General features: G+C 68.1%; 19 protein-coding genes. 11 read left to right on the forward strand and 8 right to left on the reverse strand.

Annotation, left to right across the window (positions count from 1 at the left end; translation table 11 throughout):
* Nucleotides 1–172 precede the first annotated feature (172 nt).
* Nucleotides 173–742 (forward strand): DUF2062 domain-containing protein, encoded by a 570-nt coding sequence (locus WDZ97_RS13280; RefSeq protein ID WP_425763046.1) that lies wholly within the window; start codon nt 173–175, stop codon nt 740–742.
* On the forward strand, nt 736–990 hold the full coding sequence (locus tag WDZ97_RS13285; RefSeq protein ID WP_425763047.1) for a hypothetical protein: 255 nt from the start codon (nt 736–738) through the stop codon (nt 988–990). Before WDZ97_RS13280 ends, WDZ97_RS13285 begins: the two co-directional genes overlap by 7 nt.
* 133 nt (nt 991–1,123) lie before the next feature.
* Here the strand turns inward: WDZ97_RS13285 and lolD are convergent, their stop codons facing one another.
* Nucleotides 1,124–1,810: a lipoprotein-releasing ABC transporter ATP-binding protein LolD gene (gene lolD, locus WDZ97_RS13290; protein WP_425763048.1), complete on the reverse strand. Its 687-nt coding sequence runs from the start codon at nt 1,808–1,810 to the stop codon at nt 1,124–1,126.
* Nucleotides 1,803–3,047, reverse strand: a complete 1,245-nt coding sequence (locus tag WDZ97_RS13295) for a lipoprotein-releasing ABC transporter permease subunit (RefSeq protein ID WP_425763049.1) — start codon at nt 3,045–3,047, stop codon at nt 1,803–1,805. Before WDZ97_RS13295 ends, lolD begins: the two co-directional genes overlap by 8 nt.
* A gap of 132 nt (nt 3,048–3,179) precedes the next feature.
* Between WDZ97_RS13295 and WDZ97_RS13300 the strand changes: the two genes are divergently transcribed.
* The 8 genes from WDZ97_RS13300 (at nt 3,180) to WDZ97_RS13335 (ending at nt 13,782) form a co-directional block, all read left to right on the forward strand.
* Entirely contained in the window at nt 3,180–4,172 is a 993-nt protein-coding gene (locus WDZ97_RS13300; protein ID WP_425763050.1) for a hypothetical protein, read from the forward strand.
* Nucleotides 4,173–4,221: 49 nt separating this feature from the next.
* Nucleotides 4,222–5,913: a single-stranded-DNA-specific exonuclease RecJ gene (gene recJ, locus WDZ97_RS13305; protein ID WP_425763051.1), complete on the forward strand. Its 1,692-nt coding sequence runs from the start codon at nt 4,222–4,224 to the stop codon at nt 5,911–5,913.
* A gap of 109 nt (nt 5,914–6,022) precedes the next feature.
* Entirely contained in the window at nt 6,023–7,366 is a 1,344-nt protein-coding gene (locus WDZ97_RS13310) for a M48 family metalloprotease (protein WP_425763052.1), read from the forward strand.
* A gap of 255 nt (nt 7,367–7,621) precedes the next feature.
* A complete protein-coding gene (locus WDZ97_RS13315; protein WP_425763053.1) occupies nt 7,622–8,749 on the forward strand; it encodes a TRAP transporter substrate-binding protein in 1,128 nt (375 codons plus the stop codon).
* A 100-nt stretch (nt 8,750–8,849) separates the two neighbouring features.
* Nucleotides 8,850–9,449, forward strand: a complete 600-nt coding sequence (locus WDZ97_RS13320) for a TRAP transporter small permease subunit (protein WP_020165626.1) — start codon at nt 8,850–8,852, stop codon at nt 9,447–9,449.
* The gene (locus WDZ97_RS13325; RefSeq protein WP_425763054.1) at nt 9,446–11,446 is read left to right on the forward strand and encodes a TRAP transporter large permease subunit; all 2,001 of its coding nucleotides are present in this window, start codon (nt 9,446–9,448) and stop codon (nt 11,444–11,446) included. The genes WDZ97_RS13320 and WDZ97_RS13325 overlap by 4 nt, the downstream gene beginning before the upstream one ends.
* A gap of 84 nt (nt 11,447–11,530) precedes the next feature.
* Nucleotides 11,531–12,832, forward strand: a complete 1,302-nt coding sequence (locus WDZ97_RS13330) for an MFS transporter (protein WP_425763055.1) — start codon at nt 11,531–11,533, stop codon at nt 12,830–12,832.
* The gene (locus WDZ97_RS13335) at nt 12,829–13,782 is read left to right on the forward strand and encodes an AEC family transporter (protein WP_425763056.1); all 954 of its coding nucleotides are present in this window, start codon (nt 12,829–12,831) and stop codon (nt 13,780–13,782) included. Before WDZ97_RS13330 ends, WDZ97_RS13335 begins: the two co-directional genes overlap by 4 nt.
* Before the next feature lie 17 nt (nt 13,783–13,799).
* Here the strand turns inward: WDZ97_RS13335 and WDZ97_RS13340 are convergent, their stop codons facing one another.
* From WDZ97_RS13340 to WDZ97_RS13355, 4 genes are all read right to left on the reverse strand, one after another.
* Nucleotides 13,800–15,779, reverse strand: coding sequence for an AsmA family protein (locus WDZ97_RS13340; RefSeq protein ID WP_425763057.1), 1,980 nt, complete (start codon nt 15,777–15,779; stop codon nt 13,800–13,802).
* 35 nt (nt 15,780–15,814) lie between these two features.
* Nucleotides 15,815–16,141: a BON domain-containing protein gene (locus WDZ97_RS13345; protein WP_296807376.1), complete on the reverse strand. Its 327-nt coding sequence runs from the start codon at nt 16,139–16,141 to the stop codon at nt 15,815–15,817.
* Nucleotides 16,142–16,328: 187 nt separating this feature from the next.
* Nucleotides 16,329–17,741 carry a phospholipase D-like domain-containing protein gene (locus WDZ97_RS13350; RefSeq protein ID WP_425763058.1) on the reverse strand — a complete coding sequence of 471 codons (1,413 nt, stop codon included), beginning with the start codon at nt 17,739–17,741 and terminating at the stop codon, nt 16,329–16,331.
* An 8-nt stretch (nt 17,742–17,749) separates the two neighbouring features.
* On the reverse strand, nt 17,750–17,902 hold the full coding sequence (locus WDZ97_RS13355) for a hypothetical protein (RefSeq protein WP_020165633.1): 153 nt from the start codon (nt 17,900–17,902) through the stop codon (nt 17,750–17,752).
* A 192-nt stretch (nt 17,903–18,094) separates the two neighbouring features.
* Between WDZ97_RS13355 and WDZ97_RS13360 the strand changes: the two genes are divergently transcribed.
* Complete coding sequence (locus WDZ97_RS13360; RefSeq protein ID WP_425763059.1) at nt 18,095–19,549, forward strand: NAD-dependent succinate-semialdehyde dehydrogenase; 1,455 nt, start codon at nt 18,095–18,097, stop codon at nt 19,547–19,549.
* Between the two features lie 7 nt (nt 19,550–19,556).
* Here the strand turns inward: WDZ97_RS13360 and WDZ97_RS13365 are convergent, their stop codons facing one another.
* Nucleotides 19,557–19,757, reverse strand: a complete 201-nt coding sequence (locus WDZ97_RS13365; protein ID WP_341423286.1) for a heavy metal-associated domain-containing protein — start codon at nt 19,755–19,757, stop codon at nt 19,557–19,559.
* 7 nt (nt 19,758–19,764) lie between these two features.
* Nucleotides 19,765–20,466 (reverse strand): queuosine precursor transporter, encoded by a 702-nt coding sequence (locus tag WDZ97_RS13370; RefSeq protein ID WP_425763060.1) that lies wholly within the window; start codon nt 20,464–20,466, stop codon nt 19,765–19,767.
* Nucleotides 20,467–20,492: the final 26 nt, after the last annotated feature.

The following is a 20,492-nucleotide window of genomic DNA, read 5'->3' on the forward strand; positions in this document are numbered from 1 at the left end:
GCGTCGATTATCGCCGAACCATCCGCATGGCATATCTCGACAACACCCCCCCATCTCGCGCGGCCGGAACCTCCGCCCGCGGCGCCGATCCAGAGCAGGCAGGATGCGACGTCGGCCACGCCCCGGCGGCTCGTCTTGACGCTACGCTGTGCGCGACGACCTGCCTCGACACATGAAGAAAATCATCCGCAGTTACCTGCCCGACACCGAAAGCCTGCGCCGCAACCGCTGGCTGGCGCCCTTTGCCGATACGCTGGGCCACCCGCGCCTGTGGCGGCTGAACCGCCACAGCTGCGCCGGCGGCGTCGCGGTCGGTCTGTTCGCCGGACTGATCCCCGGACCGCTGCAGATCCTGAGCGCCGCCCTGCTGTCGGTGCTGTTGCGGGTGAACCTGCCGCTGGCGATGGTGGTCACCTTCTACAGCAACCCGCTCACCATCGTGCCGCTGTATGCGGTCGCCTGGGCCTACGGCCGGCTGGTGATGCCGCTGCTCGGTCTGCAGATGCCGGAGGGCGCACGCTTCCAGGCCCCGGTCATCCCCGACGATGCGGGTTTCACCGGCTGGATCGAAGCGCTGACCCACTGGTTCTTCGCGCTCGGCGAACCGCTGCTGATCGGTCTGCCACTGCTGGCACTGACGCTGGCCGGGCTCGGCTATGTCGCGGTACTCGGTACCTGGCGCTGGCATCTGATCCGCAACTGGCGCCGCCGCGCCGAACGACGCAGAAGGCCAAAATGCTGACCGGCGACAAGTTCGCGGTCTACCAGTGCTTTGGCGGTGACCTCGACGCCCGCACGCGGACAGCGCCCGACACGCGCACGCTGCTGTCCGACGCGGAGTGGGCGATGATCGACGATCTGCGCATGCAGATCGCCGTGGTCAGATCCGGGCGCGCGTCGGAAGCGTTCGCGATGACGGTGCAGCAGCGGCTGGACGAAATCGCCGACGCCGACCTGCGCGCTGCGTTGTGGGACAGCGCGCTGCCCTAGCGCCGCGCACCTTCGTCCGCCGTGTCGCGGCCAGAGCCGCTCCCACAGGGGAGGCGCCCGAGTCACTTCCGGAGCCTAAGCCGAGATTCTGTGGGAGGGGTCTTCTGACCCCGACAGGCCGCTGCAGCCCGGGTCAGAACCGGCCGTCCACCAGCCTCACGGTGCGGTCGGTGCGCGCCGCCAGCCTCTCGTCGTGGGTGACGATGACGAAGCTGGTGCCGCGGGTGCGGCTCAGCGTCAGCATCAGGTCGAACACGCCGTCGGCGGTCCTGCTGTCGAGGTTGCCGGTGGGTTCGTCGGCCAGCACGCAGGCCGGTTGCGTCACCAGCGCGCGGGCGATGGCGACACGCTGGCGCTCGCCGCCGGACAGTTCGCCCGGCTGGTGCTCGACCCGGTGCGCCAGGCCGACTTCGGCCAGCATGGCCGCGGCCGCCTCGCGCGCCTGGGCGCGTGTCTGCCGGCGGATCATCAGCGGCATCGCCACGTTGTCCAGCGCCGAAAACTCGGCCAGCAGATGGTGGAACTGGTAGACGAAACCCAGCGCGCGGTTGCGCAAGCTGCCGCGCGCTGCCTCGCCGAGCGACGAATAGTCCTGACCCAGCAGCGTCACGCTGCCCGCGGTCGGCACGTCAAGCCCGCCCAGCAGGTGCAGCAGCGTGCTCTTGCCGGAGCCGCTGGCGCCGACGATGGCGACGCGCTCGCCGCGCACCACGTCGAGATCGACGCCGGACAGCACCGGCACCTCGACCTTGCCCTGATGGAACACCTTGGTCAGCCCGCGGCAGCTCATCACGATGTCGGTGAGTACGATGTCACTCATAGCGCAGCGCCTCCGCCGGTTGCACGCGCGACGCGCGCCAGCTCGGATACAGCGTGGCGACCAGGGTCAGCACACCGCCGATCAGCGTCACCGTCACCACGTCGCTCATCAGGATTTCCGACGGCAGTTCGGGAATGAAATACACCTCGGAGGACCACAGCGACACGCCGACGATCTTCTCGATGGCCGGCACCACGACGTCGAGGTTGGCCGCCAGCAGCACGCCGCCGGCCACGCCGAGCAGCAGGCCGAAGCCGCCGATGACGGCGCCCTGCACGACGAACACCGCCATCATGCTGGCCGGGCTGGCGCCCAGCGTGCGCAGGATGGCGATGTCGGCCTGCTTGTCGGTCACCACCATGATGAGCATGGACACGATGTTGAAGGCCGCCACCGCGACGATGAGCGACAGGATGATGAACATCATGTTCTTCTCGATCGCGATGGCACGGAAGAAGTTGGCGTGCTGGCGGGTCCAGTCGCCGACCAGCAGCTCCTGTCCGGCCAGCTGGGCGTGCAGCTCGCGCGCCACGCGTGGCGCGTCGAACAGGTCGCCCAGCTTCAGGCGCACGCCGGACACGCGGTCTTCCATCCGGTACAGCGTCTGTGCGTCCTGCATGTGGATCAGTGCGAGGCTGGCGTCGTATTCGAAATGGCCGGCTTCGAACACGCCGACCACGGTGAACTGCTTGAGCCGCGGCAGCACGGCGGCCGGCGTCACCAGCCCCTGCGGCGCGATCAGCGTCACCTTGTCGCCCATCTGCACCTGCAGCGCGCGCGCCAGTTCGATGCCCAGCACCACACCGTAGCCGCCGGGTTGCAGATCGGTGAGCTTGCCGGCGCGCATGTGCTGGCTGAAATCGGCCACGCCGTCCTCGGCCGCCGGCAGCACGCCGCGCACCATGGCGCCGCGCACCGTCTGGTCGAAGGACAGCATGGCCTGTTCGCTGACATAGGGCGCGGCCGCCTTGACCTCGGGGTTCTTCAGCACGGCGTCGGCCACCTGCTGCCAGTCGGCCAGTTCGTTGTCGTAGCCGGTCACCTGGATGTGCGAGGCGACGCCGAGGATGCGGGTGCGCAACTCCTTCTGGAAACCGTTCATCACCGACAGCACGGTGATCAGCGCCGCCACCCCGAGCGCCAGCCCGAAGGTGGAGATCAGGGATATGAAGGAAATGAAGCCGTTGCGCCGTTTCGCCCGCACATAGCGCAGGCCGAGCAGGATTTCGTAGTTCATGGGGTCGGCATGGTACCGGATGGCGCCCCTGCGCCCGCTAAGGATGATGCGGCAGCGCCGCGTCGGATTCCGCCGACGTGCCGCCGATCCGTCGCCGTCGCGGCACGCCGCAAGCCGGGTAAACTCACGGCCATGTCCCTGCATCTCGTCCTGCCCGGCCTGCTCTGGCCCTCGACCTCACCCCTTCCGCCGCCCCGCACCCCCGCGCTGTCCGTGCTGCTGGGCCGTGGCCGGCGGATTGCACAACCGGCGCGAGCGCCGGAACACCTGCTGGCGGGCCTGTTCGGTCTGGACGCCGATGCACCGCTCGGCGCGCTGCGCTGGGCCGGAACCGGCGAACCCGCCGACACGCGCTGCTGGCTGGCGGCCGACGCCACCCATCTGCGCTTCGCACGCGACGCGCTGATGCTGACCGACCGCCCGGATGTCGCCCCGGACGCACACGAGGCGGCCGCGCTGGCCGCCTCGTGGAACGCCCACTTTGCCAGCGTCGGCTGGCTGCACCTGCCGGCCGGCGGACACGGCCATCTGTCGCTGCTCGAGCCATTGCGGGTCGACACCGTGCCGCCGGGTGCAGCCCTCGGCCGCAAGATCGACGCATCGATGCCCTCCGGCCCCGACGGCGCGAAGCTGCGCCAGTGGATGAACGAAACGCAGATGCTGTTCCACGACCACCCGGTCAATGCCGCGCGCGAAGAGGCCGGGCGACCGGCCATCAACAGCCTGTGGTTCTGGGGTGCAGGCAGCTTGCCGGTACGGGCCGACATCCCCTGCATGCAGCTGTGGGCTGACGACCCGCTGGCGCACGGCCTGGCACACGCCGCCGGCGTGCGCGCCGCGCCGCTGCCGGACAAGACCGGCGTCGCGCTGCAGGAAGGCAACCTCGTGCTGCTGCAGGACGCGCTGGCGCCCGCTCTTTACCTGGACGCCGCAGCCTGGACGCAGGCGGTCGAAGCACTCGACCGCGACTGGATCGCACCAGCGCTCGACGCGCTGCGCCGTGGCGACGTGCAGTCGGTCACCGTACGCCTCAGCGGCGACGAAGCCGCCATCGCCGTGACCACGGAACGCCGCGACCTTTGGAAATTCTGGCGCCGCCCGCACCCCCTGACCCCTGACCCCTGACCCCTGACCCCTAGTCCCTAGCCCCTAGCCCCTAGCCCCTAAAAAGACAGTGACCCTCATCCTCAACCGCCCTATCCCGGCGCGCAGCTCCGCGCTGCTCGAACAGCAGGGCATCCACCCGCTGCTGGCCCGGCTGTATGCCGCGCGCGGCGTGCAGGACCGCAGCCAGATCGACTATTCGCTGAAGGCCCTGCTGCCGCCGGACGCGCTGACCGGCACCGCAGAAGCGGCGCAGATGCTGGCCGACGCGATCGAGGCCGACGCGCGCCTGCTCATCGTCGCCGACTACGACTGCGACGGCGCCACCGCCTGCGCCATCGGCATCCGCGCGCTGCGTGCGATGGGCGCCAGCGTGAGCTATCTGGTGCCAAACCGCTTCGAGTACGGATACGGACTGACGCCGGAAATCGTCGATCTCGCCGCGCACGCGGAGCCGGACATCATCATCACCGTGGACAACGGCATCGCCAGCGTCGAAGGCGTGGCGCGGGCGAACGAACTGGGCATGTCGGTGCTGGTGACCGATCACCACCTGCCGGGCGACGAATTGCCGCTGGCCGACGTGATCGTCAATCCGAACCAGCCGGGCTGCCCCTTCCCGAGCAAGTCCATCGCCGGCTGCGGCGTCATGTTCTACGTCATGCTCGCGCTGCGCGCCGAGCTGCGCCGGCGCGGCGCCTTCGCCGGCCGCGAGGAGCCCAACCTCGGCAACCTGCTCGACCTGGTCGCGCTCGGCACCGTGGCCGACGTGGTGAAGCTGGACCACAACAACCGCGTGCTGGTGACCCAGGGCATGCAGCGCATCCGCAGCGGCAAGCTCACGCCGGGCCTGCGCGCGCTGTTCGCTGCCGCCGGCCGCGAACCGGAGCGCGCCAACGCCTTCGATCTCGGCTTCGCCCTCGGTCCGCGTCTGAACGCAGCGGGCCGGCTGTCCGACATGTCGCTCGGCATCGAGTGCCTGATCACCGACGATTTCGCGCGCGCGCTGTCGCTGGCGCAGCAGCTGGACGCGATGAACCGCGAACGGCGCGAGATCGAGCAGGGCATGCAGGAAGAGGCGGAAGCGCAGCTGGCAACGATAGACATCGGTGAATCGAAATCTCTGGCGCTGTTCCACGCGGACTGGCACCAGGGCGTCATCGGCATCGTCGCCTCGCGCGTCAAGGAACGCGCGCACCGGCCGACCATCGCCTTCGCGCGCGGCAACGAGGGCGAGATCAAGGGCTCCGGCCGCTCGATACCGGGCCTGCACCTGCGCGACGCGCTCGATCTGGTGTCCAAGCGCGAGCCTGGCCTGATCATCCGCTTCGGCGGCCACGCGATGGCGGCCGGGCTGACCGTGCACGAGCACGATTTCGAGCGCTTCCGTGACGCCTTCGAACAGGCGGTCGCCGACATGGTGGAACCTTCGGCGTTGACCCGCACCATAGAGACCGACGGCGCGCTCGAAGCATCGCTGATGAACCTGCACGCGGCGACCCTGATGGAAGCCGAAACCTGGGGCCAGGGCTTTCCTCCGCCGGTGTTCGCCGACCGCTTCGAAGTGCGCAATCAGCGTCTGCTGAAGGACAAGCACCTGAAACTGTCGCTGGCGAAGGACGGTAACGTGTTCGATGCAATATGGTTCAACCGCGCCGAGCCGCTGCCCGAACGGGTGACCGCGGCCTACAGGCTGGACATCAACGAGTACCAGGGCGTGCGCCGGGTGCAGCTGATGGTGGAACACGCCGAGCCGGCCTGATCCGGATGCATTACAGGAGCGCGGTACGCGCGCCTGCCAGACCCGGCCCTGTCAGCGGCGACGCCGTCCCGGGCGTTATCGCTGACGACCTCAACGAAGGACGACGACCATGTCTCACGACCGCTTCTTCCGCCGCGAAATGAGCCGCCGCGACTTTCTGTGGCTGTCCGGCATCGCCGGCGCCGCCGTGACGCTGCCGCAACTTTCCGGCTGTGCCACCGACCCGATCACCGGCCAGCAGGTGCTGGTCGGGCTGTCCGAGCAGGACGAGATCGGCATCGACCGCAAGCACTCGCCGCAGCAGTTCTCGTCCGACTACGGCGCAGTTCAGGACGCCGAACTGAACCGCTACGTGAACGACATCGAACTGTCGCTGGCGAAGAACACGCATCGACCCGACGTGCCCTACAGCGCGCGCGTCGTCAACGCCAACTACATCAACGCCTACACCTTCCCCGGCGGCAGCATGGCGTGCACGCGCGGCATCATGCTGGACATGGACAGCGAAGACGAGCTGGCGGCCCTGCTCGGCCACGAGACCGGACACGTCAACGCGCGCCACAGCGCCAAGCAGGCCGGGCGCACGATGGTGGCGCAGGTCGGCGCCACGGCGGTCAATGTGGCGGTGGCGATGTCCGACTACCGCGGTGCGGCGCCGCTCGCCAACATCGCCACCCAGGTCGGCGCCAGCGCGCTGCTGGCCGGCTACTCGCGGGCCGACGAACGGCAGGCCGACGCGCTGGGGCTGGAATACATGACCCGCGCCGGCTACAACCCGGACGGCATGGTGAATCTGATGGACATGCTGCGCAGCCAGCACAAGGAAAAACCCAGCCTGCTGCAGACCATGTTCTCGTCGCACCCGATGTCGGACGAGCGCTACGCGACCGCCGAGCGGGAAGCGCTGGACACCTACGGCAGCCTGCGCAACAAGAAGCTGTCGCGCGAGCGCTACATGGACCACACGGCAGGTCTGCGCAAGCTCGCCCCGGCGATCAAGTCGCAGCAGGAGGGCGAGTCGCTGATGGCGAAGAAGTCGCTGGACGACGCCGAAACGCGCTTCGCGCAGTCGCTCAAGGTCGCGCCGGACGACTACTGCGGCAACGTGCTGATGGGCAAGTGCCTGCTGGCGCAGAAGCAGTACGCCGACGCTGACCGCCACTTCGCGCGCGCCGCCGAGGTGTATCCCGGCGAGGGTCAGGCCATGTATCAGCGCGGCGTGTCCAAGCTGGCACTGGGCCGGGCGCCGGAGGCGCTGGCCGCCTTCAACGCCTACGACCGCGTGCTGCCGGGCAATCCGACCACGCTGTTCCTGAAGGGGGTCGCCTACGAAACGATGCAGGACAAGCGCGCCGCCAGCCAGCACTACGCCGCCTACATCCGCAGCGGCAGCAAGGACGCGCAGGCCCAGTTCGCCTACCAGCGACTGCAGGCCTGGGGTGTCGTCAAGTAGCACGACGCAGGCGCCGACCGGGATCTGCATACATTTGTGTCGGACCCCGGATGCGCGCGGCCGGCCGGTCGCAGGCAGCCGCGCCGCAGGGCGCGGAGCGCCGGAAAAAGGGCATTCCGTCGTCACGCTGCAGTGCGCCTTGTGACGGATTCCCGGCAGGGTTAGCATCGCGCGGCGTCGTTTTTTGTCCGTTGCCGGCAACCCCCTGCAACGGACAGTACGAAGCACCCACCACCACGAGGAGGAGCATCAACCATGTCTGAACAGAACAAGACGCAGTCGGCCCGCCGCAACTTCCTGGCCAAGGCTGCAGGCACTGCCGCCGGTACCGCCGCCATCGCCTTCCCCAGCATTTCCGTCGCCCAATCCCCGGTCACCCTGCGCTTCCAGTCGACCTGGCCGGCGAAGGACATCTTCCACGAATTCGCCCAGGACTACGCCAAGCTGGTCAATGACATGTCCGGCGGCCGCCTCAAGATCGACGTGCTGCCCGCCGGTTCGGTGGTGAAGGCCTTCGACCTGCTGGACGCGGTCAACAAGGGCACGCTCGACGGCGGCCATGGCGTGATCGCCTACTGGTACGGCAAGAATTCCGCACTGGCGCTGTGGGGCTCCGGTCCGGCCTTCGGCATGGACGCCAACATGCTGCTGGCGTGGCACGAATTCGGCGGCGGCAAGGCGCTGCTGGACGAGATCTACAAGAGCCTGAACATGGACGTCGTGTCCTACATGTACGGCCCGATGCCGACCCAGCCGCTGGGCTGGTTCAAGAAGCCGGTCACCAAGGCCGAGGACATGAAGGGCCTGAAGTTCCGTACCGTCGGCCTGTCGATCGACGTGTTCACCGACATGGGTGTGTCGGTCAATGCGCTGCCCGGCGGTGAAATCGTGCCGGCGATGGACCGCGGCCTGCTCGACGCCGCCGAGTTCAACAACGCCGCCTCCGACCAGGTGCTCGGCTTCCCCGACGTGTCCAAGGTGTGCATGCTGCAGAGCTTCCACCAGGCCTCGGAACAGTTCGAAATCCTGTTCAACAAGAAGCGGCTCGAAGCGCTGCCGGCCGACCTGCGCGCCATCATCGCCAACGCGGTGCCGGCCGCTTCGGCCGAAATGTCGTGGAAGGCGATCGACCGCTATTCCACCGCCTACCAGGAAATGCAGGAAAAGCAGGGCGTCAAGTTCTACAAGACCCCGGACCCCATCCTGAAGGCACAGCTCGCCGCCTGGGACAAGGTGACCGAGAAGAAGGCGGCCGAGAACCCGATGTTCAAGAAGGTGCTGGAATCGCAGCGCGCCTTCGCCCGTCGCACCGCCAAGTGGCAGAACGACACGACGGTGAACTTCAAGATGGCCTACGACCACTTCTTCTCGAAGAAGGGCTGAGGCCGCACCGCTGCAAACGAGCCGGCGTCTCCAAAAGGGGCGCCGGCTTTTTTGACTCCAAAAGAAAAGGACGGGCACCCACAGGTGTCCGCTTGATGCCATGCAGAAACTTCTCCTGCGCGTAGACCAGTTCAACACACTGGTCGGCCACGCCTTCGCGTGGACCATAGTCGGGCTCACGCTGCTCATCACCTGGGAGGTGTTTTCGCGCTACGTGCTGAATTCGCCTCACGCCTGGGTGTTCGACGCCACCTACATGCTCTACGGCACGCTGTTCATGATGGCCGGCGCCTACACGCTGGCCACCGGCGGCCACGTGCGCGGCGACGTGCTGTACGGCTTCTTCCGGCCGCGCACGCAGGCCACGCTGGACCTCATTCTCTATTTCGTGTTCTTCATCCCCGGCGTGCTCGCGCTGTGCTGGGCGGGCTGGGACTTCTTCAGCGAATCGATGGCGATCAACGAACATTCGTCGGTCACCTCCGATGGCCCGCCCATCTACCCGTTCAAGGCCATCATCCCGCTGGCCGGTGCGGTGCTGATGCTGCAGGGTGTGGTGGAGATCCTGCGCTGCATCGTCTGCATCCAGCAGGGCGAGTGGCCCTCGCGCACGCACGACGTCGAGGAGGTCGATGTCGAGAAACTGCGCCACATGGTGCATGCCGATCTGCCTGAAGGCAGCGAAGGAGCGTCCAAATGAGAAAGGAACTCCGTTTCGGCTTCGGCCTGATGGCGATCATCATCACCGCCACGGCCATCCTGATGCCGGCACCGTCCGAATGGACCGGCGGCCACCTCGGCCTGCTGATGCTGGCGCTGGTCGTGGTGGCCATCATGCTCGGCTTCCCGACCGCCTTCACGCTGATGGGCATGGGCGTGCTGTTCTCCTGGCTGGCCTACCGGATGCAGAACCCGGACATCGCCACCCAGCAGACGCTGGACCTGATGGTGCAGCGCGCCTTCTCGGTCATGACCAACGACGTGCTGATCTCGATCCCGCTGTTCGTGTTCATGGGCTATCTGGTCGAGCGCGCCAACCTGATCGAGAAGCTGTTCAAGAGCCTGCATCTGGCGATGGCCCGGCTGCCCGGTTCACTGGCGGTCGCCACGCTGGTCACCTGCGCCATCTTCGCTACGGCCACCGGCATCGTCGGTGCGGTGGTGACGCTGATGGGTCTGCTGGCGCTGCCCGCCATGCTGCGCGCCGGCTACGACGTGCGCCTGTCGGCCGGCGTGATCACCGCCGGCGGCTGCCTGGGCATCCTGATCCCGCCTTCGGTCATGCTCATCGTCTATGGCGCGACCGCCGGCGTGTCGGTGGTGAAGCTGTACGCAGGCGCCTTCTTCCCGGGCCTGATGCTGGCCGGCCTCTACATGCTGTACGTGATCCTGGTGGCCAAGCTGCGCCCGGACATGGCGCCGCCGCTGCCGGACGACGAACGGCACGTCGAACTGCCGCCGTCGACGGCCGGGGTGGCAAAGCAGTACGGCAAGCGCGCACTGCCGGCGCTGCTGGCTGCGCTCAAGGGCCCGCGCAACGCCGGTGTGGCCACCGGCACGATCATGCGCCAGCTGCTCGTGACGCTGCTGCCGCTGATCGCGGTCGCGGTGGCGCTGACGGCGATCCACGGCAACCTGACGAGGGCCGACGCGGTGGCCGACGTGCTGCCCGACAGCCTGCAGTCCTTCGACAGCGACTACTCGGGCGGCGATCTGGCCGAGCCGCCGGCGGACGCGGGCGGCCTGCAGGAGCCCCCGGCCGACGAAGGCGGACTGCAGGAGCCGCCTGCAGCCGACGGCCTCGCAGAGCCGCCGTCGACCGGCGGAGACCTGGCGGAACCGCCGGGTGCCGAGCCGACCGTCGCCGAGCCCGCAGCGCCGTCGCTGGCTGAGCCTGCTGCCGCCGAGGCTGCGGCCGCGCCGGCAGAGGTGGCCGAGGCGAAGTCGGCACCGCGCGGCTTCTGGATCGCGGTTGCCGTGTGCGCGGTGCTGATGATCGCCTACTACGCGATGCTGAGCTTCGAGCGGCTGGAAATCTTCAAGATGCTGCTGTCGTCCTTCTTCCCGCTGGCCATCCTGATCCTGGCGGTGCTTGGCACCATCGTGTTCGGCCTGGCGACGCCGACCGAAGCCGCGGCGATCGGTGCCTTCGGCGGCGCCTTGCTGGCGGCGGCCTACGGTCAGCTCAACTTCGGCGTCGTAAAGGAGTCGGTGTTCCTGACCGCGAAGACCTCGGCCATGGTGTGCTGGCTGTTCGTCGGCAGCGCCATCTTCTCGGCGGCGTTCGCGCTGCTGGGCGGACAGGAGCTGGTGGAGAAGTTCGTGCTGGACCTGGACCTGACGCCGATCCAGTTCATGATCCTGGCGCAGTTCATCATCTTCGTGCTGGGCTGGCCGCTGGAGTGGACGGAAATCATCGTCATCTTCATGCCGATCTTCATCCCGCTGCTGGCGCACTTCAACATCGATCCGCTGTTCTTCGGTCTACTGGTGGCGATCAACCTGCAGACGGCCTTCCTGTCGCCGCCGGTGGCGATGTCGGCCTTCTACCTGAAGGGGGTGGCGCCGTCGCACGTGACGCTGAACCAGATCTTCGCCGGGATGCTGCCCTTCATGGGCATACAGGTGATCGCACTGATCCTGCTCTACCTGTTCCCGGGCATCGGCATGTGGCTGCCCAACTATCTGTACAACTGATCGCAACGGTACAGATCGGGGTGTTCTGACGACGACGGCGCTGCGGCGCCGTCGTTTTTTTGGCCGCAACGTAGAATCGGACCGATGCTCTCCGCCGAACACACCCGCCTGCTGATCCGCCTGCGCTGGACAGCCTTCTTCCTGCTCGCCGGCGCCTACGTGCTGGTGTTCTTCCACCGCACCGCGCCGGCGGCCATCGCCGGCGAACTGGCACGCGACTTCAACGTCGGCCCGGCCTCGCTCGGCGCGCTGGCCTCCAGCTATTTCTGGATCTACATGGTGATGCAGATCCCGACCGGGGTGCTCGCCGACACGCTGGGCCCGCGGCGCATCGTCGCGCTCGGCGGCGTGATCGCCGGCATCGGCTCGATCACCTTCGCACTGGCCGACACGCTGTGGGTGGCGGTGATCGGTCGCACGCTGGTCGGCCTCGGCGTGTCCTTCCCCTTCATCGCACTGCTCAAGATCAACGCCGCCTGGTTTCCGGAAAGCCGCTTCGCCACGCTGAATGGCGTCACCATGTTCATCGGCAATCTGGGCGCCGCCAGTGCAGCGCTGCCTCTGGCCTGGGTGGTGACGATGGTGTCGTGGCGCACCGTGTTCGTGGCGCTGGGTCTGCTGTCCATGCTGCTGGCGCTGGTGACCTGGCTGCGCGTGCGCGACCGGCCGGAAGACGCCGGGCTGCCGACGATGCGCGAGCTGGACGGCAAGCCGGCACACGCGCCGCTGCCGGTCGGCGACTGGCGGGCCGGGCTGCGGCAGGTGGCCGGCAACCGCTCCAGCTGGCCGGGGCTGTTCGTCAATGCCGGCATCGCCGGTAGCCTGTTTTCCTTCGCCGGCCTGTGGGGCGTGCCCTATCTGATGGCGGCGCATGACATGGAACGCGCGGTCGCCGCGCAGCACACCACGCTGCTGCTGGTCATCTTCGCCTGCAGCTGCCTGTTCATCGGACGGCTGTCCGACCACCTGCGCCGGCGCAAGCCGGTCATGCTGAGCTATGCCGCGCTCTACGTCGCCGGCTGGCTGCCCTTCGTCCTCGCCGATGGCCCGCTGCCGCTGCTGGCGACCTATGCGACGTGTTCGGTGATCGGCGTGTCCGCCGCCGCCTTCTCGCTGACCTGGGCCTGCGCCAAGGAAGTGAACCCGCCGGCGCTGTCCGGCATGGCCACCAGCCTGGTCAACGTCGGCTGCTTTCTCGGCGCCGCCTTGCTGCAGCCGCTGGTCGGCTGGGTGATCGAGCTGTATTCGCCGTCGATCGCCGAAGCAACGCACGAAGCCGTGACCATGGGCATACGCGTGCTCGCTGTCGCCGCGCTGGGCGGCTTCGTCGCCGCCTGCTTCATCCGCGAAACCGGCGGCCGCAACCTGACGGAGTCGCACGGATGAACGCGCTGGTCGGCCTGATGGTGCAGGTGATGCTGCCGCTGTCGCTGCTGGTGGCGGCCGGCGGCTGGTGGGCGGCGCGCATGGGCGAAGGACGCGATGCCGACGTGCTGCGTGCGCAGCTGAACCGGCTGGTGCTCTACGTGTTCTACCCGGCCATCCTGTTCGCGGTGGCGGCCAGCACACCGATCAGCCTGGACCTGCTGACCGTGCCCTTCCTGGTCGGCGTCGGCACGCTGGCCAATGGCGCCCTGCTCTATGTGCTGCTGTGGAAGACGCGACTGGGCGCGAAGCTGCACGACACGACGCGCGCCGCCATCATGCTCGGCGGCATGTTCGGAAACACCTTCAACGTCGGTGCGCCGGTGCTCGAGTTCTTCTTCGGCAATGGCGCGATGCGCTACGCCATCTTCAACGACATGTTCATGACCATGCCCTTCGTGTGGACGCTGGGCGTGTGGATCGCCACCCGCCTCGGTTCGCACGCCGAGGGCGAACGGCCGGACGTACTGAGAACCGTGCTGATGATGCCGCCGATCTGGGCCTTCGTGCTCGGCCTGGGCGCGCAATACACCGGGCTGGCCTACCCGCCGCTGGTGCAAGCGGCGCGCTTCATCGGCCAGGCGGCGATTCCGGTCATCATCTTCGTGCTGGGCATGACCATTCCGTGGCGTCGGCTGGTGCCGCGCACCGAAATCCTGGTCGCCTCCGGCGTCAAGCTGCTGGTCGCGCCGCTGCTGATCTGGGGGCTGGTGCTGCTGGTGTCCGATACGCCGAACGAGGCGCAGCGCGCATCGCTGGTCGAGTGCGCCACGCCCACCTTCATGACCTCGCTGCTGCTGGCCGAGCGCTTCAAGATCGACGCCGCCGCCTCGGCGCTGCTGATTGGCTGGAGCACACTGCTGTTCTGGCTGTCGCTGCCCCTGCTGATGGGGCTGGGCCTGTTCGGTTGACGCTCGCCGCCGGCGCTTTACCGTCGGGACGGCGTGCTGCAGCCGGCCAGGGCGGACTTTGCGCCGTCGTCGCCCGGATCGATCAGCGGCAGCAGCGCGGCCAGCGGGTTCACTAGTGCCAGCGCCGCCGCCGGCAGCAGACGGGCCAGCAGAGGTCCTTTTTCGAGCGACACCTCAGGCTGGGCGAAACGGCCGGTGATGCGCACCGGCGTGCGCAGGCTGAGCGGCGATATGTCCTTCGGTGCTGCGCGCGCCACCAGGTCCAGTCTTTCGTCGACCAGCGACAGCGAACCTTCGACGCCGAGCGTCGAATCGGCCGTGTCGACGCGCGCGCTCGCAACCGTCACGCGGCCCTTGCGCACCTGCAGATCGGCGACACCACAGGTCACCGGCAGCGCGGCGTCGCCGCTCAGCATGACGCCCAGCGCCTGAGCGACGTCGATGCCGGCGGCTTCGACCGCCAGGTGCGACACGCGGCCCTGCGTCCACACCAGCGCCGCATGACCGTCGGCCGACGCCAGCAGTTCGGCGGTTGACCGCCCCTGACCGCGCAGTTCGATGCGACCACCGACGCGCCCGGCAACGTAGGGCGGCGCGTCTGCGGCGCGCGGCTGACGTATCCACTCCTCCAGCCGCAGCCCGCCGCCGCGCAACTGCACGTCCCACTGCGCAATGTCGGTACGACCGTCGAGACCGATGCGACCGGTGAGCCAGCCGCGCGCAAGCCGTGCTTCGATGTCGCGGATGTCGAGCACGCCATCGGCAAGACGCAGGCTGCCGCGCAACGGTGCGATCGCCTGCAGCGAGTCGCTGCCCGATTCGAAGCGCTCGATGTCGATGCGGATGTCGGCATTCATGGCGCGCAAGGACGGCAAATCGAAGCGGCGGTCCGGCAATACGCGTCCGTTGCGCCGCGCGGCGGACTGTTCGCCCGCCGGGACGCCCACCGCCGGACCGAGATCGGCCAGCCAGAGCACGCTGCCATTCAGCGTGCCGCCCAACCAGGGCACCCCGTCCCGCCCCGTCTCATAGCGGAACTGGCCGGCCAGCCGGCTGCGGCCGATTGTTGCGGTATCGATCGCCGTCTGCCAGGCATCGGGCTTGCGCTGCAGTCTGCCCTGCAGCGAGAACGCGGGGGTCGACGGCAAGGTCATCGCGAGGGCGTCGCCCAGTGCCGCGAGCGAAGGGCCGCTCACCTTATAGCGCCCGTCCAGTCCGCGCTGCGTCAGCAGATCCTGCACCCGACCGTCGAACGACAGTGCGGCACGACCCAGCTTCAGCGCCAGCGTGATCGGCACGGCCGGTAGATCGTCTTCGTCCGACAACCAGGGCAGAGTGGATCCGGTGCTCAGGGTCGCCGTCAGCGGCGACTGGCGATAACGGCCGTCGACGATCGCGCGGATGCCACGGTCGTCCCGCGCGTCGCCGGCCCGCTCGCTGCCATCGTGCATCGAAAATGTCGCCGTCAGTGCCAGCGCGAGCGGCGCGTCGTCGACCACGAGTCGCCCCTGCGCCACCTCGACACGTGCCGGCTGCACCCAATCCAGCAGCGGTCGGGCCGGTTCATTGCCCGTGCGCTCGAACTGCCAGTTGGCGCGGCCGTCATCGCCGCGTGCGAGGTGGAGGTCCAGCCGTTCGGCAACCAGACTTTCGATGCGCAGCGGCGCGCCGCGCAACATGCGGAACACGTCCGCATAACGCAACTTCAGACGGGCTGCTTGGGCGTCTATCAGCGCCTGATCCGGCGCCCATTCGGGACCGCCGATGCGCAGACGGCTGACGCGAAGGTCGATGCCACCGAGAAGTCGGAGCACGAAGGTGTCTCGCCCGCCGAGGTCCACCGGGCGGGCGACTGCAGCCGTCAGCCAGCGCTCGGCCGGCTCCGCCAGAAAGAACCAGCCACGCCATTCGCTCCATGCGAACAGCGTGGCCAGCAGACAGCAGGTGGCAAGGAAGAGACGGCAGGCCAGGCCTGCCGCGGTGGAACGCGCGCTCATCTGCCTCTCCGGCTCGCCGCGTTCCCGCTCAAGCATCAGCTCTGCTTGGCGCGAATCTGGATCGCGTTCTTGACCGACTTGGCGCCCTTGACGCTCTTGGCGATGCGCTCGGCCTCGGCCTTCTCGGTGGCGTCCTTGGCGAAGCCGGACAGCATCACCTCGCCGTTCAGCGTTTCGACGCTGATGGCCGACGCGTCGACCGCCTTGGATTCAACGAACTTGGCCTTCACCGACGCGGTGACGGTCGCGTCGTCGATGTATTCACCGACCGAGGACTGGTCGCGCGTGACGGCGCAGCCCGGCAGCACGGTCAGGGCAGCCAGGGCGGAGAAGGCGGTGGCGAGCATGAGATTGGAACGCATGATGGACTCCCTTGTGATGAACGCTGGTCGCCGGTCGCGACCGCTGCGCAATGAACGGAATCGATCTCGACGGCGCCCGGAACCGGGCGGCAGTCATGCATCCGTCAAGTCGATGACTGCAGTCTAGGGGGGACGCATCGGCCCGCCCGTCGGACAAGCGCCGTCCGCCGTGTAGGACAGCGCCGGCCTACCACCAGCGTTCGAGCAAGCGCGCTGCGCGCTCCTGCAGACGCGGCCACAGCGGTCGTCTGCGCCAGGTCTGCGCGTCGATCGTCTGCGACGCAGCGACGTCACGCTCGAACATGCGCGTCATCGCGTCGCCGAAGTCCTCGCCGAACACCACCGCATTGACCTCGTTGTTGTCGACGAAGCTGCGCCAGTCCATATTGCTGGAGCCGACCGTGGACACCACGCCGTCGATGACCGCCGTCTTCGAATGCAGTACCGCGTCCTGCAGTTCATGAATGCGCACGCCGGCGTCGAGCAACTCCTGGTAGTAGCTGCGGCCGGCATGCAGAACAGGCGAGAAATCGCTGACCGACGGCAGCACCAGCTGCACGTCGACGCCGCGTCGCGCCGCGTCAGCCAGCGCATCGACCATGTCCTGCCCGGGCGCGAAATAGGCCATGGTCAGATGCACGCTGCGACTTGCGGCGTCGATCGCGGTGAGCAGCAGGGTGTAGATGCGGTTCTGTCCGTCGTCCGGCGACGACGGCACGATGCGCACCGCGTGCGGGCCTGCGGCCTTGCCGGCCGCCTGCTCGACGGGCGGAGGAAGTGCCGGCTCGCAGTGCTGGTTGCGCCAGGTGTCGCGCACCAGATCGTCGAGCGCCGCGGCGGCCGGGCCGCGCAGTTCGATCTGCGTATCGCGCCAGCCGTTCTGCTCCGGTGCGCGCGACTTCTTGCCGAACGAACCGGAAGAATAGACGGCGCTGATGTTGATGCCGCCGGTAAAGGCGACTTCCCGATCCACCACCAGAATCTTGCGATGATCGCGGTGAGTAATGTCCTGATAGCGGCGCTTGCGCAGCGGCGACAGCGGATTGAATTCGCAGACGGCGACGCCGGCCGCGCGCAGCACTTCGAAATAGTCGCCACTTGTGCCTATGGAGCCGACCGCGTCATGGATCAGCGCGACCGACACGCCCTCGGCACGCTTGCGCACCAGCAGCGCGGCGAGATCCTGCGCGATCTTCGCGTCATCGATGATGTAGCTTTCAAGCAGGATGGAGCTGCGCGCGCGCGCGATCGCGCCGAACATCGCATCGAAGGTGGCCGGCCCGTCGATCAGCAGACGGGCGGCGTTGCCTGCGTACAGGTCGACGTCACCGAACTCGGCCATCGCGGCGAGCTGGCGCTTCAGCGGCGAACCGGCGCCCTCGCGGCCGATGCGCTCGACCAGTCGCGCGCGCTGATCGTGGTCGAGCCGTCCGCGCGGCCCGGTCACGTCCATCTTCGCAACCACCTGGCGTGCAGCCGGAGCCGGGCCTTCCGCCTTCGTCTGCAGCGTGCGCGCGGACGGCAGCGACGCCGCGCATCCGGCCACGCAGATCGCCAGCGCCGCGAGCAGCGGCCGGCCGCGACGCCTCGACGCGCACATGACCGTGGTCAGCGCTGCAGCGGACAGGCGGCTGCAGGCAGTTGCAAGGACGGGATGAGGAAGGGCAGCGCGCATTCGCAGCCCCACAGCGCCTGCACATCGTCGCTGTCGGCAGCGGGGCGGAGCGTCGGCTGTTCGAGTTCGGTCGTCATGCTGTTCATCGGCGATCTCCTCCAGAAGCGATTCGACAGCGGCCGCGTTGCCGCGTCGTGCAGCCACTGTACGGAGCGCGGGCGCCGCATCGTGTCGGCGGAGACCGGGCCGCGTGTAGGAATTCATCCCGGTCCGCGTACGCAACCGTCGTTCGCTGGGACAATCGAGGAACTTCCCTGCGCAAGCTCCGCCCCGCTGCCATGCTGCTGAACGATTCAACGCTGCTTCACACCCACTGCCTGATCGCTGGCGTCTGGACGCACGCCGACGACGAAGGCGCGATCGAAGTACGCAATCCGGCCAGCGGCGCGCTGCTTGCGACCGTGCCGCGCTGCGGTGTCGCGGAAACACGGCGCGCCATCGACGCCGCCCACGGCGCGCTGCCCGCCTGGCGCGCGCTCGGCGCACACGAGCGCGCACACCGGCTGCGTGCGTGGTTCGCGCTGATCAACCAGCACGCGGACGATCTGGCGCGGCTGATCACCGCCGAGGGCGGCAAGCCGCTGCACGAGGCGCGCGGCGAAGTGCGCTACGGCGCCTCCTTCGTCGAGTGGTTCGCCGAGGAGGCGAAACGCACTTACGGTGAAACCATCCCGTCGCCGGATCCCGGCCAGCGTCTGCTGGTGATCAAGCAGCCGGTCGGCGTCTGCGCAGCGATCACGCCGTGGAACTTCCCGCTCGCGATGGTCACGCGCAAGGCAGCGCCGGCGCTGGCTGCCGGCTGCACCGTGGTGCTCAAGCCTGCCGAGGCGACGCCGCTGACCGCGCTGGCGCTGGCCGATCTGGCGCTGCGCGCCGGCATCCCGCCCGGCGTGCTCAATGTGCTCACCGGCGAGCCGACCGACATCGGCGGCGAGCTGTGTGCGCATCCCCGGGTGCGCAAGCTGTCCTTCACCGGATCGACCGCCGTCGGGCGTCTGCTGATGACGCAGTGCGCGCCGACGCTGAAGAGACTGTCGCTCGAACTGGGCGGCAATGCGCCCTTCATCGTGTTCGACGACGCCGACCTCGAACTCGCTGTCGACGCGGCCATCGCCGCCAAGTACCGCAACAGCGGCCAGACCTGCGTCTGCGTGAACCGCTTCATCGTGCAGTCGGGCATACACGACGCGTTCGCCGCCCAACTGGCCGCACGGACGGCGCAACTGAAGGTCGGCGATGGGATGGAGGACGGTGTGCAGCAGGGCCCGCTGATCAATGCGGCCGCGGTCAGCCGGGTCGAGGAACAGGTGGCCGACGCCATCGCGCGCGGCGCCACCGCACTGTGCGGCGGACGCCGTCACGCGCTCGGCGGCAACTTCTTCGAACCGTCGGTGCTGGTCGGCGCCCGGCCCGACATGGTGCTGGCGCACGAGGAAACCTTCGGGCCGCTGGCGCCGGTGTTCCGCTTCGACAGCGAGGACGAGGCGATCGCGCTCGCCAACGACACCGAATCCGGTCTCGCCGGCTATTTCTTCACGCGCGACATCGACCGCGCCTGGCGCGTTGCCGAAGCACTGGAGTGCGGCATGGTGGGCATCAACACCGGCCGGCTGTCGAACGAGGTGGCGCCGTTCGGCGGCATCAAGCAGTCCGGCTTCGGTCGAGAAGGTTCCCGCTACGGCATCGAGGAATACCTGGACATCAAGTACCTGTGCTTCGGCAAAGGCCGTTGAGCGCGGATCAGACCGCGTCGTAACCGGCCGCCTCGACCGTCTCCAGCAGACGCTCACGCGGGAGCGCCGCGTCGTGCTCGATCTCCGCGTCGCCGTGTTCGAAATGCACGATCACGCGCCCGACCCCGGGCAACGCGGCGAGCGTGGCTTCGAGGCCCGCCACGCATTTCCTGCAACGCATGCCGACGATGCGGATGCGTGTGCGCACGGTTGCCTCAGGCGCGCAGCGAGAAGGGGTTGAAGTCGGTATCGCGGTCATAGTAGTCCTCGTTCTCGGCCCGCTTCAGCCAGGCAACGATGCGATAGGTGAGCGGCGTGAAGGCGACTTCGACCCCGACCTTGGCGACGAACTGCGCCAGCATGACCGCGGGCAGCTGTTCGTCCGGAATGATGCCGGTGCCCCAGAAGGCGAGCGGGTAGAACAGCAGCGAATCGACGCCTTCGCCGAACAGCGTCGACCCTATCGTGCGCATCCACAGCCGGCGCCCGGCCATCCACAGCTTCATCTTGGCCAGCACGAAGGAATTGACGAACTCGCCGCAGCAGAAGGCGATCAGCGACGCGATGGATACGCGCCAGGCCGAGCCGAAGGCGACTTCGTACGCCTGCTGGTTGTGCCAGAACGGCGCTGGCGGCAGCGCGACCACCACCGCCGCCATCGCCGAGGCGAAGGCGAGCGCGGCAAAGCCGGTCCAGATGACGCGACGCGAACGCGCGTAGCCATAGACCTCGGTCAGGATGTCGCCGAACACATAGCTGATCGGAAAGAACAGCACGCCGGCACCGAAGGTGAGCGTGCCGAGCAGTGGCGCGTCGATCTGCGCGATCTTGGCCGGGCCGATCAGATTGGAACAGACGAGCACGGTCACGAAGGCGACCATGACCCAGTCGTAGTAGCGGTATTGACGTGCGGTCACGTGCGCGGCCCGATGAATGCAGACCG

It is taken from the genome of Methyloversatilis sp. MC4-4 (genome assembly GCF_049843555.1).
Taxonomy (GTDB): domain Bacteria; phylum Pseudomonadota; class Gammaproteobacteria; order Burkholderiales; family Rhodocyclaceae; genus Methyloversatilis; species Methyloversatilis discipulorum_B.

Excerpts from the sequence above, each read along its gene's own strand:
- WDZ97_RS13355 (WP_020165633.1), bottom strand. The coding sequence starts at position 17,902 with ATGAACAGCATGACGACCGAACTCGAACAGCCGACGCTCCGCCCCGCT.
- WDZ97_RS13285 (WP_425763047.1), top strand. The coding sequence starts at position 736 with ATGCTGACCGGCGACAAGTTCGCGGTCTACCAGTGCTTTGGCGGTGAC.
- WDZ97_RS13330 (WP_425763055.1), top strand. The coding sequence starts at position 11,531 with ATGCTCTCCGCCGAACACACCCGCCTGCTGATCCGCCTGCGCTGGACA.
- WDZ97_RS13300 (WP_425763050.1), top strand. The coding sequence starts at position 3,180 with ATGTCCCTGCATCTCGTCCTGCCCGGCCTGCTCTGGCCCTCGACCTCA.
- WDZ97_RS13280 (WP_425763046.1), top strand. The coding sequence starts at position 173 with ATGAAGAAAATCATCCGCAGTTACCTGCCCGACACCGAAAGCCTGCGC.
- WDZ97_RS13340 (WP_425763057.1), bottom strand. The coding sequence starts at position 15,779 with ATGAGCGCGCGTTCCACCGCGGCAGGCCTGGCCTGCCGTCTCTTCCTT.
- WDZ97_RS13360 (WP_425763059.1), top strand. The coding sequence starts at position 18,095 with ATGCTGCTGAACGATTCAACGCTGCTTCACACCCACTGCCTGATCGCT.
- WDZ97_RS13335 (WP_425763056.1), top strand. The coding sequence starts at position 12,829 with ATGAACGCGCTGGTCGGCCTGATGGTGCAGGTGATGCTGCCGCTGTCG.
- WDZ97_RS13315 (WP_425763053.1), top strand. The coding sequence starts at position 7,622 with ATGTCTGAACAGAACAAGACGCAGTCGGCCCGCCGCAACTTCCTGGCC.
- WDZ97_RS13345 (WP_296807376.1), bottom strand. The coding sequence starts at position 16,141 with ATGCGTTCCAATCTCATGCTCGCCACCGCCTTCTCCGCCCTGGCTGCC.
- WDZ97_RS13320 (WP_020165626.1), top strand. The coding sequence starts at position 8,850 with ATGCAGAAACTTCTCCTGCGCGTAGACCAGTTCAACACACTGGTCGGC.
- lolD (WP_425763048.1), bottom strand. The coding sequence starts at position 1,810 with ATGAGTGACATCGTACTCACCGACATCGTGATGAGCTGCCGCGGGCTG.
- WDZ97_RS13325 (WP_425763054.1), top strand. The coding sequence starts at position 9,446 with ATGAGAAAGGAACTCCGTTTCGGCTTCGGCCTGATGGCGATCATCATC.
- WDZ97_RS13310 (WP_425763052.1), top strand. The coding sequence starts at position 6,023 with ATGTCTCACGACCGCTTCTTCCGCCGCGAAATGAGCCGCCGCGACTTT.
- WDZ97_RS13295 (WP_425763049.1), bottom strand. The coding sequence starts at position 3,047 with ATGAACTACGAAATCCTGCTCGGCCTGCGCTATGTGCGGGCGAAACGG.
- WDZ97_RS13350 (WP_425763058.1), bottom strand. The coding sequence starts at position 17,741 with ATGTGCGCGTCGAGGCGTCGCGGCCGGCCGCTGCTCGCGGCGCTGGCG.